Origin of the sequence: Bacillus sp. NPDC094106 (genome assembly GCF_044764345.1) — a bacterium.
Taxonomy (GTDB): domain Bacteria; phylum Bacillota; class Bacilli; order Bacillales; family Bacillaceae_G; genus Bacillus_A.
On sequence record NZ_JBIWHY010000008.1, the window covers coordinates 69,764 to 84,443 of the forward strand.

Consider the following 14,680-nt stretch of genomic DNA (forward strand, 5'->3'; position numbering starts at 1 on the left):
GTAAAGAATATGATATAGAAACATTTCAGGGCAGTAGATTTTAAATTTCTAAATATAAAGAAAGAAGCGCACCACTGGAGTCATTGGCATCAATTAAACAATAGATTGGATATTCGTACCCATCATTTCTATCAGTTATATGATGTGAATGAGCCGAAAGAGGCATTACAAATCGAGCGATTAGACTTACTTGAAGGTGAAAAGAAAAAACTAGCAAAAATGTTTGTATCATGAAAAAAGAACCCCTTGTCCCAGTCTCCTACGCTTGTTACCAGGGCAGATAACAGGTCTAGGAACTGGATGCATGACAAGGCGGTCTTCTCCTCGATATAGGAAGAAAGTGGCTATACCTTTTCTGTTTTCCTCAGAAGACAGAAAGAGGTCGTCTTGCCTAAGGACACTACTGAATTTCTAAATCGTTGTATCCTTTTTGTTGAACGAGAGGAAGTGTTTTTGCGAGGGCAGAAACAGTAGAATCTCCCACCTCAAAAGCTCATGTGGAGGTAGGTGGGGGGGAGTTCAATAAGGCAGATGTTACTGAAATTAAATTAGAGAGTAAAGTATGATATAGCAGTTTGTCATGCTTTTTTATTGCATATGAATGATCCGAAAACAATGTTGCAAAAAATGATAGATTCGGTCGTTGATGGAGGAAACATCATTTGTTTTGAACCACACTGGATTTCTAATATGGCTTCGTATAATCTTAATCAACTTGATCAATCCGAAATGATTCAGCTTGGTGTTCTTCAAAAGTTATTTGAAAATGATGAAAAACGGAATGGAAAAGATGGGAACATTGGGATTAAATTACTGGTATATCTAAGTGAATTAGGCATGGAAGATATTGAGTGCCGGGTTAGTGATAAAGTTAATGTTCTTAACGCTAATGTGAATCAAGCAGATAAAAAGCTAAGGGAAGAAGGCGTAGGCAATATTCCTGCTGAAAAGGAAGAGTTCATTAAATGTTTAATAAATAGAGGACTGACGTGTAATGAAGTGATGGCACAGTACGAAGCAGAACTACGATTTTCTAAAAAGTTCAATATGGATTCTTCTTTGGTCTATGCTCCAAGTATGAAGATTACTTTTGGTGTAGTAAAAAAGAGGTAGTGTAGATTTTGAGGTTAAAAATAAAGAACCTCTTTCATATATTAATGTGATAAAGCTTCTAAATATATATGTCTTATATGTTAGAAGCTTTATTTTTTCAGGCTATATTTATTTTTATTCCTCGTATAAGAATCAATGTTGTTTTTTTATTTTCCATAAAAACAAGCAAAGGTAGCATAAGAGTAGAAAACTGAAGATGTAGAACGCATTTGTTAATCCAAATAAATCTGATAAACTTCCGCTTAACATAGGTCCGAAAAACATACCGATTGAATAAGCCGTATTATAGATAGCGAAGAGTATGCCATACGCACGAATTCCGTTTTGATCTGCAAGGTATGTAAGCTCTGGTAAGGCAGATGCTAATAATAGGCTAAAACTGATTCCAAGTATAGCCAATACAACTATTTCAAGGACGATATGAGAAACGATTGCTGTAAATGGAAAACATAAGGAAGCTATGATTATGCCTAATACCATTGATTGTTTCCTGCCTATTTTTGTTGAAAGTGTTCCGATAATTGGTGCAGTCAATCCATAGGCAAGAGTTGGGACTGCAAATAATAGTCCAATTGTTCCTGGGCTAAGGTGTAGGGTGTCTTGTAAGTAGAGAGGAAGAGTTGGTTCTAATGCGCTAGGTAAAGCAGCCCCTAGAATAATAACGCCGATAATTATAAATAGAGAGTGCATCTTAAAAATAGATCGATAGGAAATGCGTTGGTTTGTATTGGATTTTGGTTCATTACGAAGCAATGTCATTCGTAATATGCCATCAATGAGGGCGATAGTTGCTGCCACGATAAAAGGAAGATGATAACCACCCCATTGATAAAGTAAACCACCGATTGTTGGGCCAAGGAGCATTCCAGCTGCTTGACCAGATAAAGCTAACCCCATTGCTTTTCCGCGATCTTGCATAGGGAACACATCAGCTAAAAGTGCTAAACCAGCTGTCCATGTTGCTGCTGCAGCTAATCCTTGTAGCATTCGGGCAAGGACGAGAAACGAAAAATTATTTGCGATCCCGAATAATATAGTTGCTGCTGCTAGTCCAAATAAGCCTAGAATCATAGGGAGTCGCCTTCCGAATTTATCAGAAACTACTCCTAAAATAGGTGTAGCAAGAAGTAGAGTAATAGCGTAACTCCCAAATAAAAAGCCAATCTCTGTTTGGGTAGCGCCTAGCGTTTCTGCATACCTCGGTAAGATTGGGACAATCATTCCGTAGATTAGCATATCTGTAAAAACTGCTACTGCAACAACCCATAACGAAGCTTTTTGTACGCGAGACATCTTTGATTTATTTCCCATCATTTTCCTCCGATTTGTTTTTAGCTTCTAATCGAGATAACATTTTTTCCATCTTTTCAATGAAACGAAGCTGCATCTCACATTGTTCATAAATATTTTCAAAAATAAGGGTGACATGCTCTGGGATATCTATCATTTTTTCTTTAATAGATTGTCCAGCTTTCATATTTTCATACATTTCTATAATTGTCTTTTTTTGATCTTGTAAGGCGGATGAAATGCGTTCAAGAGAAAAAGCATTTGCATTGAAAAAAGTGAGTGCTGTATATAGCTCTGTTGGGAAAGCGACTGAAGATTGTTGGAATGATTGAAGTATGAGTGTATGGAACTCATCTTTTCCAGCAGGTGTAATACTATAAATTGCTTTGGAACGATTACCTGTTTTTTCAACAGCATCAAGCTCTACTAATCCTTCTTTGTCCATTTTTTTTAAAGCATGATAAATCGAAGCGGGAAAGACACCTGCCCAAGTGTCTGTTTGTGCGGATTGCATAGCTTGTTGTAATTCATATCCTGACATAGGGCCGTATTGCATGAGTAAACCGAGTACCATTAATCGTGTCATATATATCCTCCGTTCGAATAGAAAACATTAAATACTAAACGTTTAGTAATTAATTAAAATATATGCGGAAATATTTGTTTTGTCAATAAAAGGGTAGGAATTATTTGATCCTGCATTTTATGGAAAGCAATAAAATGATGTAAAGGTTCAACGTAAGTAAAGAGGCTTAGGTGGGATATGAAAGACCTGTAAAAGTCCGATGCATAAGTAGAGCTCGAAACGGTTCTTTATGAAGATGAAGCGGGATTTTTTGCAGAGATCGCGGAAGAAGATGAAGATTTAGAAGTAGTACGGGAAATGATAAAGTAATGGAAACTTTTTGTGATGTATAAATTTCGGAATGTAGGAAATAAATAAAAATATATTTCTAAATTGATTGACAATTATCTGTTTCGTGGAATAAAATAACTGTTAATAAAAGTATACAAATCTGAAGACGAGAACGAGTAAAATATTGTACTGTTCCACAGAGAGCCGGCGTCATGCTGAAAGTCGGCGTACAGACTGTATTTGAAAATCATCTCCGAGGAGCCGTGGCTGAACAGAGTAAGCTCGGACGGATGTCTACCGTTACAAAGAACGCGTATGTTAGTACGTTGCTAAGTGCTATTAGTTGAGATGCTAGTAGAATTAGGGTGGTAACGCGGGTAAACCCGTCCCTACTTGATAGGGACGGGTTTTTTGTGTGCTTTTAATATATTTCAAAGGAGTGATTGTAAATGGAAAAGGTAGATGTAAAAGAATCAGCTGTAGGGAGAGAAACACGAATTCGCAAGCAGTGGAACAAACAGAATATCTTTGAACAATCCATTCGAAATCGTGAAGGCGCACAATCTTTTGTTTTTTATGAAGGACCGCCAACTGCCAATGGATTGCCACATGTTGGGCATGCGCTCGGGCGGACAATTAAAGATTTAGTAGCGAGATATAAAACAATGACAGGATATAAAGTGCTTCGAAAAGCAGGATGGGATACACATGGATTACCAGTGGAACTAGGCGTTGAAAAGCAACTTGGCATTTCTGGGAAACATGAAATTGAAGAATACGGAATTGAACCATTTATTCAAAAATGCAAGGAAAGCGTATTTACGTATGAAAAGCAGTGGCGTGAATTTACGGAGAGCATTGGATATTGGGTCGATATGGATGACCCGTATGTAACTTTAGAGAATCCTTATATTGAGAGTGTATGGCATATTCTTGGGACGATTCATGAAAAAGGCCTTCTATATAAGGGGCATCGAGTCTCACCGTACTGCCCAAGTTGTCAAACATCACTTAGTTCACATGAAGTAGCACAAGGATATAAAACAGTAAAAGATTTAAGTGCAACGGTAAAATTTAAAGTATTGAATAGTGAAAATGAATACTTTCTTGGATGGACAACAACGCCGTGGACGCTGCCTGCCAATGTAGCACTCGCTGTACATCCAGATATGGAGTATGTGAAAGCGGAGAAAGACGGGGCCGTTTATGTTGTTGCAAAAGAGCGCGCACATTATGTATTAAAAGAAGACTATCAAGTATTATCGACTCATAAAGGAGAAGAATTGGTAGGTACTTCCTATACAGCACCGTTTCCTATGGACGAAGTTACAAATGGCTATCGTGTTATTTCAGCAGATTTTGTTACGGGAGATAGCGGTACGGGACTTGTTCACATCGCACCAGCTTATGGAGAAGATGATTATAAAGTTGTACAGAATCAAGGGTTATCATTCCTTCATGTTGTAGATGAAAAAGGTGAATATACGGAAGCAGTTCCATTCTTACAGGGGAAATTTGTGAAAGAATGTGATGTTGATATTGTTCGTTATTTAGCACAGGAAGGACTATTATACTCTAAAGAGAAATATGAACATAGTTATCCACATTGCTGGCGCTGTGATTCACCACTGCTTTATTATGCTGGGGAAAGCTGGTTCATTCGGACAACTGCGATTAAGGAGACTTTCTTACAGAATAATAATGCAGTCACATGGCATCCAGATCATATGAAACACGGGCGATTTGGAAAGTTTTTAGAGAATATGATGGACTGGAATATTAGCCGGAAACGATACTGGGGAACACCGTTAAATGTATGGCAATGCGAAAGCTGTGATCATCAATTTGCACCGAAGAGCATTGATGAATTAAGAAAGAATAGCATAGGGGAGACAGCAGAGAATTTAGAGCTGCATAAACCATATGTAGATGATGTGAAGGTATGCTGTGAGAAATGTGGCAGTTTGATGGCTCGGACTCCGGAAGTAATCGATGTTTGGTTTGATAGCGGTTCGATGCCATTTGCACAGTATCATTATCCGTTTGAAAATAAAGAACTTTTTGAGGAACAATTCCCGGCAGATGTAATTGCTGAAGGTGTTGACCAAACTCGTGGTTGGTTTTATAGCTTATTAGCGGTAGCGGCTTTATACACTGGGAAAGTACCATACAAACGTGTATTATCCCTTGGGCATGTGTTAGATGAACAGGGGCAGAAAATGTCTAAAAGTAAAGGGAATGCATTAGATCCAGTAGAATTAGTCGAGAAATTTGGTGCAGATGCATTAAGATGGGCTCTTCTTGTTGATAGTGCACCATGGAATGCAAAACGCTTTTCTGAAAGAACTGTCCAAGAGGCGAAATCAAAACTTGTAGATACACTCGTGAATGTATATAGTTTCTATGTTTTATATGCAAATTTAGATGAATACAATCCAAAAGAGAAGTATGAGGTTAAGAGGACGAAACTTGATGAGTGGGTGTTATCACGACTTCATAGTACAACGAAAAAAGTAAGAAACGCATTAGATGAGTATCAATTTACAAATGCAGCTCGTGAAATTGCAGCTCTTGTAGATGAGGTGAGTAACTGGTATGTAAGACGTTCGCGCAGTCGTTTTTGGGAGTCTGGCATGAATCATGAAAAGGCAGCTGCGTACGAAACCCTTCATGAAGTATTGGTTACAATTAGCAAATTACTTGCTCCGTTTACTCCATTTGTAGCTGAAGATATTCATCTTAACTTAGATGGAAGTAGTGTTCATTTAACGGATTATCCAGAAGCAGATGAGACATTTATTCATACAAAGTTAGAAGAAGAAATGGATGCTGTTTTACAAGTTGTTGAGCTTGGGCGTAGCAACCGAAATCAGCATACATTAAAAGTAAAGCAACCATTAGCAGAGCTTGTATTACTCGAGCATCATGAGCAGAAGGTAGACTGGGAATCCTATTGTGATATTATTATGGATGAACTGAATGTAAAAGAATTCCATGTAGAATTAGATGAAACAAAGTATACAACGTATCAACTTAAGTTGAATTTTAAAACTGCAGGTCCAAAATTTGGTAAGGATGTCAATGCTGTCAATCAGTGGTTGAAACAATTATCGCAAGAAGAAGTACAAAACTTTGTTTCAATGGAAAAAGCGTTTTGTAAGCTTGGAGCAGGAGAAGAGATTGAAGTAACGACTGAAGATGTAGTAGTAGAACAAGTATCAAAAGCAGGATTTTCTAACACTACAAATGGACAATATACAGTTATGTTAGATACGAATGTGACAGATGAACTGTTACAAGAAGGGGTGGCACGGGAATTTATTCGAGCTGTTCAAGAGTATCGAAAACAGCTGAATTTACCAGTTAATTTACGAGTAGATGTAATTCTTGATACAGAAGATGAATTACAAAGCACATTAACGAAACATAAAAGATTGTTAGAAGAAAACTTGTTAGTAAAGCAATTTACATTTAAGGAACTAACACAAGAGAATGATGAAATTTCTTTAGGTGAGAAAAAGGTTCGTATTAAGTTGAGTCCAGCTAGCTAAATCTCCTAAAATAATATGTAAATGGAAAGTTCGATCACAAAATCCTGTATGAATCATGCAGGATTTTGTTTTTTGATTAGCTAGAAGAAAATAACCACTTGATTCCAGTATCATTTTATATGAAGCGAGCTATAAAGGCAGCCATCATAGGCTATGAATGTTATATTTTTCGTCTCTAAATTTCGAATAATTTTTAAACGTTTTATTTATATATAGACAAGAAGGAATTATATGTATAAAATTTATGAAGAATTAGCCGAAACATGTCGAATAATTTAATGTTTAATGCGTGCACTATTTTGAGTCATATCGATTATTTTCTTCACTTTGTAAATTTAAATTTTTGCATGAAAAATAGAGGAGGGATTTTATGAGTAAAATAGTAAAGCGATTTCAAAATATGAAAGTAGCTAAGAAGCTGTTGATTTCATTTTTTATTATTTTGATTGCTGCTATTTCGAGCATTGGTGGTATGTCTTATCAAACGGCTAAAAAGAATTTTGAATCGCAAATTATGAATAGTGCAAATGATAATATTAAAATACTAGATAATTTAATTAATCAAACAATTGGTGCGAAATTTAATGATGTTACACATTTGGCAAAAGTAATTGATAGTAGTCTCTATCAAGGAGAAAATCAAGGTGAACTTAAAAAAATATTTTCACAATATATTAATTTACATCCGGAAATTGAACAGGTATATATTGGAGGAAATGATAAGAAATTTGTTCAAGAGCCAGATATACAAATGCCAGCAGATTATGATCCAACAACACGTCCTTGGTATAAAGATGCAGTAAGTAAGCAAGGTGGTATTATTGTAACGGAGCCATATAAGGATGAAATAAATGGTCGCATTATAATAACGATTGCCAAACAAATGGACGATAAAAGTGGTGTTGTTGGGTTTGATTTAAACTTAGATGATTTGTTAAAAACAACAAAAATGATTAACATTGGAAAAAAAGGATATGCTTTTATTCTAGATCAAAATCAAAAAATAATTGCTCATCCACAAGAAAAATCGGGCGAAAAAGCTGCGGATTCTTGGGCAAAACGAATATATCAAGAAAACCATGGGACCTTTACTTATTCATCTGGTGGTAGTGAGAAGGAAGTTGTGTTCGCTACAAATGTAAAAACAGGTTGGAAAATTGGTGGAACGATGTATGCAAGTGAAGTAGTTGAAGCAGCTCAACCTGTATTTTATAACATGTTAATCATCATGGTGATTTCATTACTTGTAGGAGGAGCACTTATTTATTTCGTGACGCTTTCTATTACAAAGCCTCTAAAAAAATTAGTTGTTACCTCAAGTGAAATTCGCGAAGGGGACTTAACACAAACAATTGAAATTCATTCTAACGATGAAATTGGACAGCTTGCGAAAGGTTTTAATGAGATGACGCATTCATTACGCACATTAATCGGTAGAATTAATACTTCAGCAGGTCATGTTGCAGCTGCATCTGAAGAACTAACGGCAAGTGTGAGACAAGCAAGTGAAGCAACAGAACAAATCACAATGGCGATGGATCAAGTTTCAGATGGGGTAACAACTCAAACATCGAGCGTAGAACATGGTGCACTATTACTTTTTAATGTAACAGAAGGAATTCAGCATGTAGCAAATAATTCATCTTCAATTGCCAATGCATCTACATATACACGTGAAAAAGCAGAAGATGGTGGGAAACTTGTAGGACAAACAGTAAACCAAATGCATTTGATCGCAGAATCGGTATCGCAGTCCGATGCTGTAATTCAAGCATTAAATGATAAATCAAAGCAAATTGGTGATATTTTAGAAGCGATTCAAAATATTGCAGATCAAACAAATTTACTTGCATTAAATGCTGCAATTGAAGCCGCACGAGCAGGTGAGCATGGTAGAGGGTTTGCGATTGTTGCTGATGAAGTACGAAAACTAGCAGAACAATCTAGCGGATCATCAAATAAGATTGGGAAATTAATAGGTGAAATACAAGAAGATATGGGCAAGACAGTGAAGTCTATGAGTAATGTGAATGAAGAAGTTCAATCTGGCCTTGTAATAGCGAATGAAACGAAACAGAATTTTGCAGAAATATTGCATTCTACAAATGAAATTGCTACGCAAATTGAAAGTATGGTAGAAACGGCAAATGGAATGTCAAAAGGTGCTAATGAGGTTTCTGTTTCAGTTGGTGAAATTGCCATGACAGTGCAAAATAATGCGACAAGTACACAAAGTGTTGCAGCATCTGCTGAAGAGCAGTTGGCTTCTATGGAAGAAATCAGTTCTGCCGCAAGTACATTGTCACAAATGGCTGAGGAATTACAAGTATTAATTGAAAGATTTAAAGTGTAATAAAGCGCACGTAGGCAGATTGAATTGTACTTTTGATTCAAGAGGATCTTTTTGAAGGTTGTTCATAACTTTTGAAAGTATTTATTATTTGAAATAAGAAAAGAGCGGTGATTTTTATTCAATCACGGCTCTTTTTTTATGGAAACATATTTATTTTACTGTTTCTTTAAAAACAAAATGCTCTTTATATTTTCTTCCTTCAATCTTTTGACCATTTCTCATTACATGAAAAGGATGCTCTTGCCATGTAATCATGACATCTACTTCGTCTGTTTTTACGGAAACAGGAAAATTCGCATGTTCAAACCCTGTTTTCCCACTTGCTAAATGGGGTTCTTCTAAAGAAAACAATTCATATTTTGTCCCTGTGTCTGGTTCGTTTCGGAATACTTCTACTTGTACGTTATATACTTCATCTTTTCCGATGTTTTGTACTGAAAAACGATATGTATGAAAAACACCTTTTGTAGACTGTAAGATGTTTTTACCTGAGTCGTTGACTTCATCAATATTGACTTTCCATTGTTTTGAATGTTGTGAGACTGGCAATGATTGCGGAGAATAAGCGTATACTTGATTTGTCGTTATCATGCATAATAGTAATAGGGAGAAGCTTACAATTTTTCTCATATATAGACCTCCAGAAGAAATTTACTAATATTATGAGTGGAAAAACAATTTGTTATGTAATGGAATTGGAATTTTTGGAGAGGGATGAGAAGTTATGATTCAAAAGAATTTAGAAGAACTTGCAAATCAAAATGATGTTGTTTTAGTGAAAGGATCACGGGGGATGGCATTGGAAGAAATTATAGCAAAATGGATTCGTAATTAAAAATCAGAAAATATCGAAAAAACACCTTGCATTTTCTCTTTTAAAGGAATAGAATACTCTGTAAATATAAAAAGTGATGAGCAGGAAAAGTACATGATGCAAGGGTCTACAGAGAGCAATCGATTGCTGGAAAGATTGCGATACCGCATGATGGAAAGACACCTGTGAGCGTTGCTTTGAACGTGAAAATTAGTAAAAGCAAACGGTACCTACCGTTATCAGGTTTAAGATGGTCAGTATGACAATTTGGGTGGTACCGCGGAAAAATCCGTCCCTATTTATAGGGGCGGATTTTTGTATTCTTTGAAAGGGGGTGAGTGACCGTGGATGATGACGATGACAACAATAATGTAAATGTAAATAAGTATGAAAACATAGGAGGAAAAAATAATGGAAAAAACAATGAAGCGGTCACTCATTTGTGAATGTAAAGTGTCTAGTAAAAGAGTGGTTTTATTACAAGGCTGGGTGAAAAAAATTCGTCATCTGGGGAATGTCAGTTTTTTATTGTTACGTGACCGAACGGGTGTCATTCAATGTGTATTGGAAAAAGACTTAGCGGGATACAAAGTAGACATAGAAAGTGTTGTTCAAATTATTGGCGAACTTGTGGAAACGACAAAAACAGAGTTAGGTGTGGAAGTACTTGTAGAAGAGGTAAAGGTGTTAAATACTTCAGAACCGCTTCCATTTGAAGTGAATAAAAGAAATCTACACGTTGGTTTAGATCAAATGTTAAATGAGCGCGTACTATCGCTTCGTCATGAACGAATACAAGCCATTTTTAAAGTTCAATCTACGCTTGCCCAGGCATTTAGTGAATTTCTAATAGAGAACGATTTCACACGTATATTTACGCCGAAAATTGTTTCTCAAGGAGCGGAAGGGGGAGCGAATGTTTTTAAACTCCCCTATTTCCAAAAAGAAGCATATTTAGCACAGTCTCCTCAATTTTATAAACAAATGATGGTAGCAGGTGGATTGGAACGTGTTTTTGAAATTGCTCCTGTTTATCGGGCTGAGCATCACAATTCTTCCCGTCATTTGAATGAATATATATCATTAGACGTGGAAATGGGGTTTATTAAAGACTTTTATGAAGTGATGGAATTAGAAGCGAACGTTTTACGGTATATGTTTGAACAAGTAGGACAGAAATGTGAGAAAGAATTAAAGCTTTTACAAGTCACAATTCCTGTTATTACAGAAATTCCTAAAATCACCTTACAAGAGGCGCAGCATATATTACGAACAAAATACCGAAAAGAATCACCAGTAGGGGATTTAGACACAGAAGGCGAAAAGTTACTTGGAAAATATGCGAAGGAAACATACGGTAGTGATTTTGTTTTTATCACACATTATCCGAAAGAAGCGAGACCGATGTATACGATGCCGAATAAAGAAAATCAAGCTGTTACGGATTGTTTTGACTTGTTATATAAAGGATTAGAAATTACGTCAGGTGCGCAGCGAATTCATGAGTATGATATGTTACTTGCCTCTTTTAAAGAAAAAGGATTAAAGTCAGAAAATTTTGAATATTATATGGATACATTTCGATATGGCTGCCCGCCGCATGGTGGTTTTGGGATTGGTCTAGAAAGACTTGTATATAAGTTTCTAGAATTATCGAATGTTCGAGAAGCGAGTGCGTTTCCGAGAGATTGTACGCGCCTCGTACCGTAAAATAAAAAGAATCTTCGCAGTGGTTGCGAAGATTCTTTTTTTAGTGATAGAGATTTGTATAGTTAAGTTTCTTTCGTAGTAGCTTTTTGTTTGAAAAGAGAAGAACGCCTCTTTTTCTTTTGTTAAAACGCTTAAGAGCATTGAGTTTGAAGTAGGATCACTGTCTTTTTCTAATATATGTTTCATGCCTGACATCATCATATACAGAGCTAAAATGGTAATGGAAAATAACAAAATATTCAGCGTATTTAAGGGGAAACCAACCGAATTATTAAAAAATGCGGTTAGTTTTTATCCTGTATAAGTAAATTAATTTTTATTTATTAAAAGTTATTTTCCCTTTAACATTATTTACTTTTATTTTATCGCTTTGAGCACCTAAGATGGTAACATTGTTTTCAATATCATTGATATCGGCTGAACCATCGCTAATTTTGGCTCTTATAGATCCTTTTATATCCGTAATAACAACTTTGCCGTTGTTATTGTCAAGATTAATGTCAGACTTTGTATGCACAATATCTACATTTCCATCTCTATTTGTTACACTTACAGTTCCATTAACGTTGGAAATGTCAATATTACCGTTGACATTAAGTATATTTATATCTGAATCGAGGTTATAGACTTTGATATCGCCGTCTCTATGATTTTCTTTAAATTCTACTTTTATATTTTTAGGTAATGATAGTTTGACATCAACCCAAGTTTCGCTATTGCTAAAAAATTGTCCATCAAAAGAAGTGTTTAAAGTTGCAACTCCATTTTTGGCTGAAAGATCTAGTTTTAATTTATCCATGCTGATCCCTTTAGCCTTTGCAGTAATGGAAGCTTCTATTTTATCTGATTTAAGATTTGTTGAAATATTGATATTACCATTACGGTTATCTAGTTTTAAAGTTTTAACATCAGTAGCGGGTAGCTCTAGTTGTTGTTCCTTTGTTTCACTTTCGGAATTTGAACAACCAGTAAGTATAAGAGTTATTAATATACAGAATGTAATCCATCTTTTTTTCAATGAATGTTCCTCCAGTCTTTAATAAAAAATTTAAGCGATATCTTTTTTTACGAATATGGGGTACGCAATTCCATGCATGATAAATATATGGATTAAGATAAATAGTATGGAAAAACTGAAGGTCATGCCCTCTACAGGAGGATTCTCATATACGAAACTTGATAAATCCGTATGAGCGAAGATGAAATATTTTGTCCAACTAAAACCTTTTAATGAGATACTCATAACAAAACCCGCAATTGCTACTAAAAGAGAAAATACGATAGAGAATGTAGTGCTTTTAAACGCCGCTGAAATCATAAATGCTAAAGTTGCAACAATAATTAAGTAAGGAATCTTAAAGAATAAGCTGCCAATTAGTGCCTGAAGGACGCTTGTTTTTTGAACGGCATGATCTTTTACAAATAAGTAGTCGCCATTTATTCCATCAAACCCTAAAAGAATGCCACTAAACAGAATAGAAAGAATAAACGTCATTCCAATTAAGAAAAATCCGAACAATAAAGTTGCAATATATTTGGAAAAATATATTTGTGTGCGGGTAGCAGTTCGTGTTAGTAAAAATTTAATCGTGCCGGATTGAAATTCATTTGCAACAATTTCACCAGCTATTATGAGAGTAAGGATGGAGATAGCTATTAAAAAATTCGTACTTTGTCCAATTGTAAAGAACCATGCATTGTTTGCTGGTTTTATATTACTGTCAATGTAATACTTATTGAGTAAGAGTTTTTTTTCATTTTCTATTTTTTCAATAGGTAATTTTAGAGATTCTTTCTCAACTTGAAGTAATGCATTTTCTTCAATAAGAGATGTCTTCCAGTCATCCCCATAATTAACTTGGCTGGAATGCTTTACGTTTAGGAATTGAACGAGAATAAATAAAACCATAACACCTACCATAATCCAAGTTCTTTTGCGCTTGAAAATTTTCATATTTTCATTTCTTATTAAATGAAGCATTGCGCATTTCACCCCCAGTTATTTCAATGAATTTGTCTTCTAAAGTTGTTTTAATTGTTTGAACACCATAAACATTCACTCCATTTTTGGCTAATGTATCGCTAATTTCAGGGATATGTTCTTTACTAATTTTGATCGTAATTATATTTTGATTTGTTATAATTTCTTCACCTATTACTAATTTTCGTAGGATTGGGATTGCTAAATCTGTTCGATCTACTTCAAATTGAACAGAATGTATCTGTTCTTTTGTAATATTTTTTATATCATGTATACCAAGCAGATTCCCTCTATCTATAATAGCGATGCGATCGCACATCATTTCCATTTCGGCCATGAGATGACTTGAAACAACAATTGCTACGTTTTCATCTGTAGCTAGTTGTTTTAAATGAAGCCTTAAATCACGAATCCCTTGAGGGTCCAGTCCATTAGTAGGCTCATCTAAAATGAGAAGGGAAGGTTTGTGTACGAGAGCAATTGCAAGAGCAAGCCGCTGTTTCATTCCTAAAGAATAAGTGGAAACTTTATTATGAATACTTTTTTCTAACCCAACTAAAGAAACAACTACATCTAAACGTTCTTTAGGAACATTAGGTGTCATTCTAGAGAAGTGAAGAAGGTTATCATAGCCGGATAAAAATTTGTATAAATCAGGATTTTCAACAATCACTCCCACATGTTTCATAGCTTCTTTAAAGTCTTTGTTTGTGTCTTTTTCGTTAATTGTGACTGTTCCACTAGTTTTGGAGATTAAGCCAACAATCATTTTAATTGTAGTTGTTTTTCCAGCGCCATTTGGGCCTAAAAGACCAAGAATTTCTCCTTTTTGAGCATCAAACGATAATCGATTAACAAGTGTGTGCTTTCCAATTTGCTTTGTTAAGTTCTGTACTTTTAACATACACATATTTTGTTCACTCCCTTAATATTAGTGATGCGTTTCGGCTACTAACATAACAAACCGAATGTCATATAGGGCAGTGACAAAATGTCATAACATTGCTATGAT

General features: G+C 35.4%; 10 protein-coding genes, 1 pseudogene and 2 other annotated features. Of the genes and pseudogenes, 4 read left to right on the top strand and 7 right to left on the bottom strand.

Annotated elements, in window-relative coordinates; genetic code table 11:
* Positions 1 to 40: 40 nt before the first annotated feature.
* Positions 41 to 232, bottom strand: coding sequence for a hypothetical protein (locus tag ACIQ7L_RS13740; RefSeq protein ID WP_400569890.1), 192 nt, complete (start codon positions 230 to 232; stop codon positions 41 to 43).
* A gap of 283 nt (positions 233 to 515) precedes the next feature.
* Here ACIQ7L_RS13740 and ACIQ7L_RS13745 point away from each other — a divergent pair.
* Positions 516 to 1,113 (top strand): annotated as a pseudogene (locus tag ACIQ7L_RS13745) (class I SAM-dependent methyltransferase); the annotation flags it as partial.
* A 132-nt stretch (positions 1,114 to 1,245) separates the two neighbouring features.
* Here the strand turns inward: ACIQ7L_RS13745 and ACIQ7L_RS13750 are convergent.
* Together ACIQ7L_RS13750 and ACIQ7L_RS13755 are read right to left on the bottom strand one after the other, a co-directional pair.
* On the bottom strand, positions 1,246 to 2,424 hold the full coding sequence (locus ACIQ7L_RS13750) for an MFS transporter (protein WP_400569892.1): 1,179 nt from the start codon (positions 2,422 to 2,424) through the stop codon (positions 1,246 to 1,248).
* A complete protein-coding gene (locus tag ACIQ7L_RS13755; RefSeq protein ID WP_400569894.1) occupies positions 2,414 to 2,989 on the bottom strand; it encodes a PadR family transcriptional regulator in 576 nt (191 codons plus the stop codon). Before ACIQ7L_RS13755 ends, ACIQ7L_RS13750 begins: the two co-directional genes overlap by 11 nt.
* Before the next feature lie 424 nt (positions 2,990 to 3,413).
* Positions 3,414 to 3,653, top strand: a binding site (T-box leader).
* A gap of 55 nt (positions 3,654 to 3,708) precedes the next feature.
* Here ACIQ7L_RS13755 and ileS point away from each other — a divergent pair.
* Positions 3,709 to 6,810, top strand: a complete 3,102-nt coding sequence (gene ileS, locus ACIQ7L_RS13760; RefSeq protein WP_400569896.1) for an isoleucine--tRNA ligase — start codon at positions 3,709 to 3,711, stop codon at positions 6,808 to 6,810.
* A 370-nt stretch (positions 6,811 to 7,180) separates the two neighbouring features.
* The gene (locus ACIQ7L_RS13765; protein WP_400569898.1) at positions 7,181 to 9,163 is read left to right on the top strand and encodes a methyl-accepting chemotaxis protein; all 1,983 of its coding nucleotides are present in this window, start codon (positions 7,181 to 7,183) and stop codon (positions 9,161 to 9,163) included.
* Between the two features lie 150 nt (positions 9,164 to 9,313).
* On the opposite strand, the gene ACIQ7L_RS13770 is transcribed toward ACIQ7L_RS13765, so the two are convergent.
* Positions 9,314 to 9,793: a cupin domain-containing protein gene (locus ACIQ7L_RS13770; protein WP_400569900.1), complete on the bottom strand. Its 480-nt coding sequence runs from the start codon at positions 9,791 to 9,793 to the stop codon at positions 9,314 to 9,316.
* Between the two features lie 272 nt (positions 9,794 to 10,065).
* Positions 10,066 to 10,277, top strand: a binding site (T-box leader).
* Between the two features lie 111 nt (positions 10,278 to 10,388).
* On the opposite strand from ACIQ7L_RS13770, the gene aspS reads away from it, so the two are divergent.
* On the top strand, positions 10,389 to 11,687 hold the full coding sequence (gene aspS, locus ACIQ7L_RS13775) for an aspartate--tRNA(Asn) ligase (protein WP_400569901.1): 1,299 nt from the start codon (positions 10,389 to 10,391) through the stop codon (positions 11,685 to 11,687).
* A 316-nt stretch (positions 11,688 to 12,003) separates the two neighbouring features.
* On the opposite strand, the gene ACIQ7L_RS13780 is transcribed toward aspS, so the two are convergent.
* The 3 genes from ACIQ7L_RS13780 to ACIQ7L_RS13790 are packed head-to-tail and all read right to left on the bottom strand — an operon-like array spanning position 12,004 to position 14,578.
* Positions 12,004 to 12,705, bottom strand: coding sequence for a DUF4097 family beta strand repeat-containing protein (locus ACIQ7L_RS13780; RefSeq protein WP_400569903.1), 702 nt, complete (start codon positions 12,703 to 12,705; stop codon positions 12,004 to 12,006).
* A 30-nt stretch (positions 12,706 to 12,735) separates the two neighbouring features.
* Positions 12,736 to 13,668: an ABC transporter permease gene (locus ACIQ7L_RS13785; protein ID WP_400569904.1), complete on the bottom strand. Its 933-nt coding sequence runs from the start codon at positions 13,666 to 13,668 to the stop codon at positions 12,736 to 12,738.
* Complete coding sequence (locus ACIQ7L_RS13790) at positions 13,646 to 14,578, bottom strand: ABC transporter ATP-binding protein (protein ID WP_400569906.1); 933 nt, start codon at positions 14,576 to 14,578, stop codon at positions 13,646 to 13,648. Before ACIQ7L_RS13790 ends, ACIQ7L_RS13785 begins: the two co-directional genes overlap by 23 nt.
* Between the last annotated feature and the right edge of the window lie 102 nt (positions 14,579 to 14,680).

What these genes read in the sequence shown, in the direction of transcription:
- ACIQ7L_RS13740 (WP_400569890.1), bottom strand. Translation starts at nt 232, where the DNA reads ATGATACAAACATTTTTGCTAGTTTTTTCTTTTCACCTTCAAGTAAGT.
- ACIQ7L_RS13750 (WP_400569892.1), bottom strand. Translation starts at nt 2,424, where the DNA reads ATGGGAAATAAATCAAAGATGTCTCGCGTACAAAAAGCTTCGTTATGG.
- ACIQ7L_RS13755 (WP_400569894.1), bottom strand. Translation starts at nt 2,989, where the DNA reads ATGACACGATTAATGGTACTCGGTTTACTCATGCAATACGGCCCTATG.
- ileS (WP_400569896.1), top strand. Translation starts at nt 3,709, where the DNA reads ATGGAAAAGGTAGATGTAAAAGAATCAGCTGTAGGGAGAGAAACACGA.
- ACIQ7L_RS13765 (WP_400569898.1), top strand. Translation starts at nt 7,181, where the DNA reads ATGAGTAAAATAGTAAAGCGATTTCAAAATATGAAAGTAGCTAAGAAG.
- ACIQ7L_RS13770 (WP_400569900.1), bottom strand. Translation starts at nt 9,793, where the DNA reads ATGAGAAAAATTGTAAGCTTCTCCCTATTACTATTATGCATGATAACG.
- aspS (WP_400569901.1), top strand. Translation starts at nt 10,389, where the DNA reads ATGGAAAAAACAATGAAGCGGTCACTCATTTGTGAATGTAAAGTGTCT.
- ACIQ7L_RS13785 (WP_400569904.1), bottom strand. Translation starts at nt 13,668, where the DNA reads ATGCTTCATTTAATAAGAAATGAAAATATGAAAATTTTCAAGCGCAAA.
- ACIQ7L_RS13790 (WP_400569906.1), bottom strand. Translation starts at nt 14,578, where the DNA reads ATGTGTATGTTAAAAGTACAGAACTTAACAAAGCAAATTGGAAAGCAC.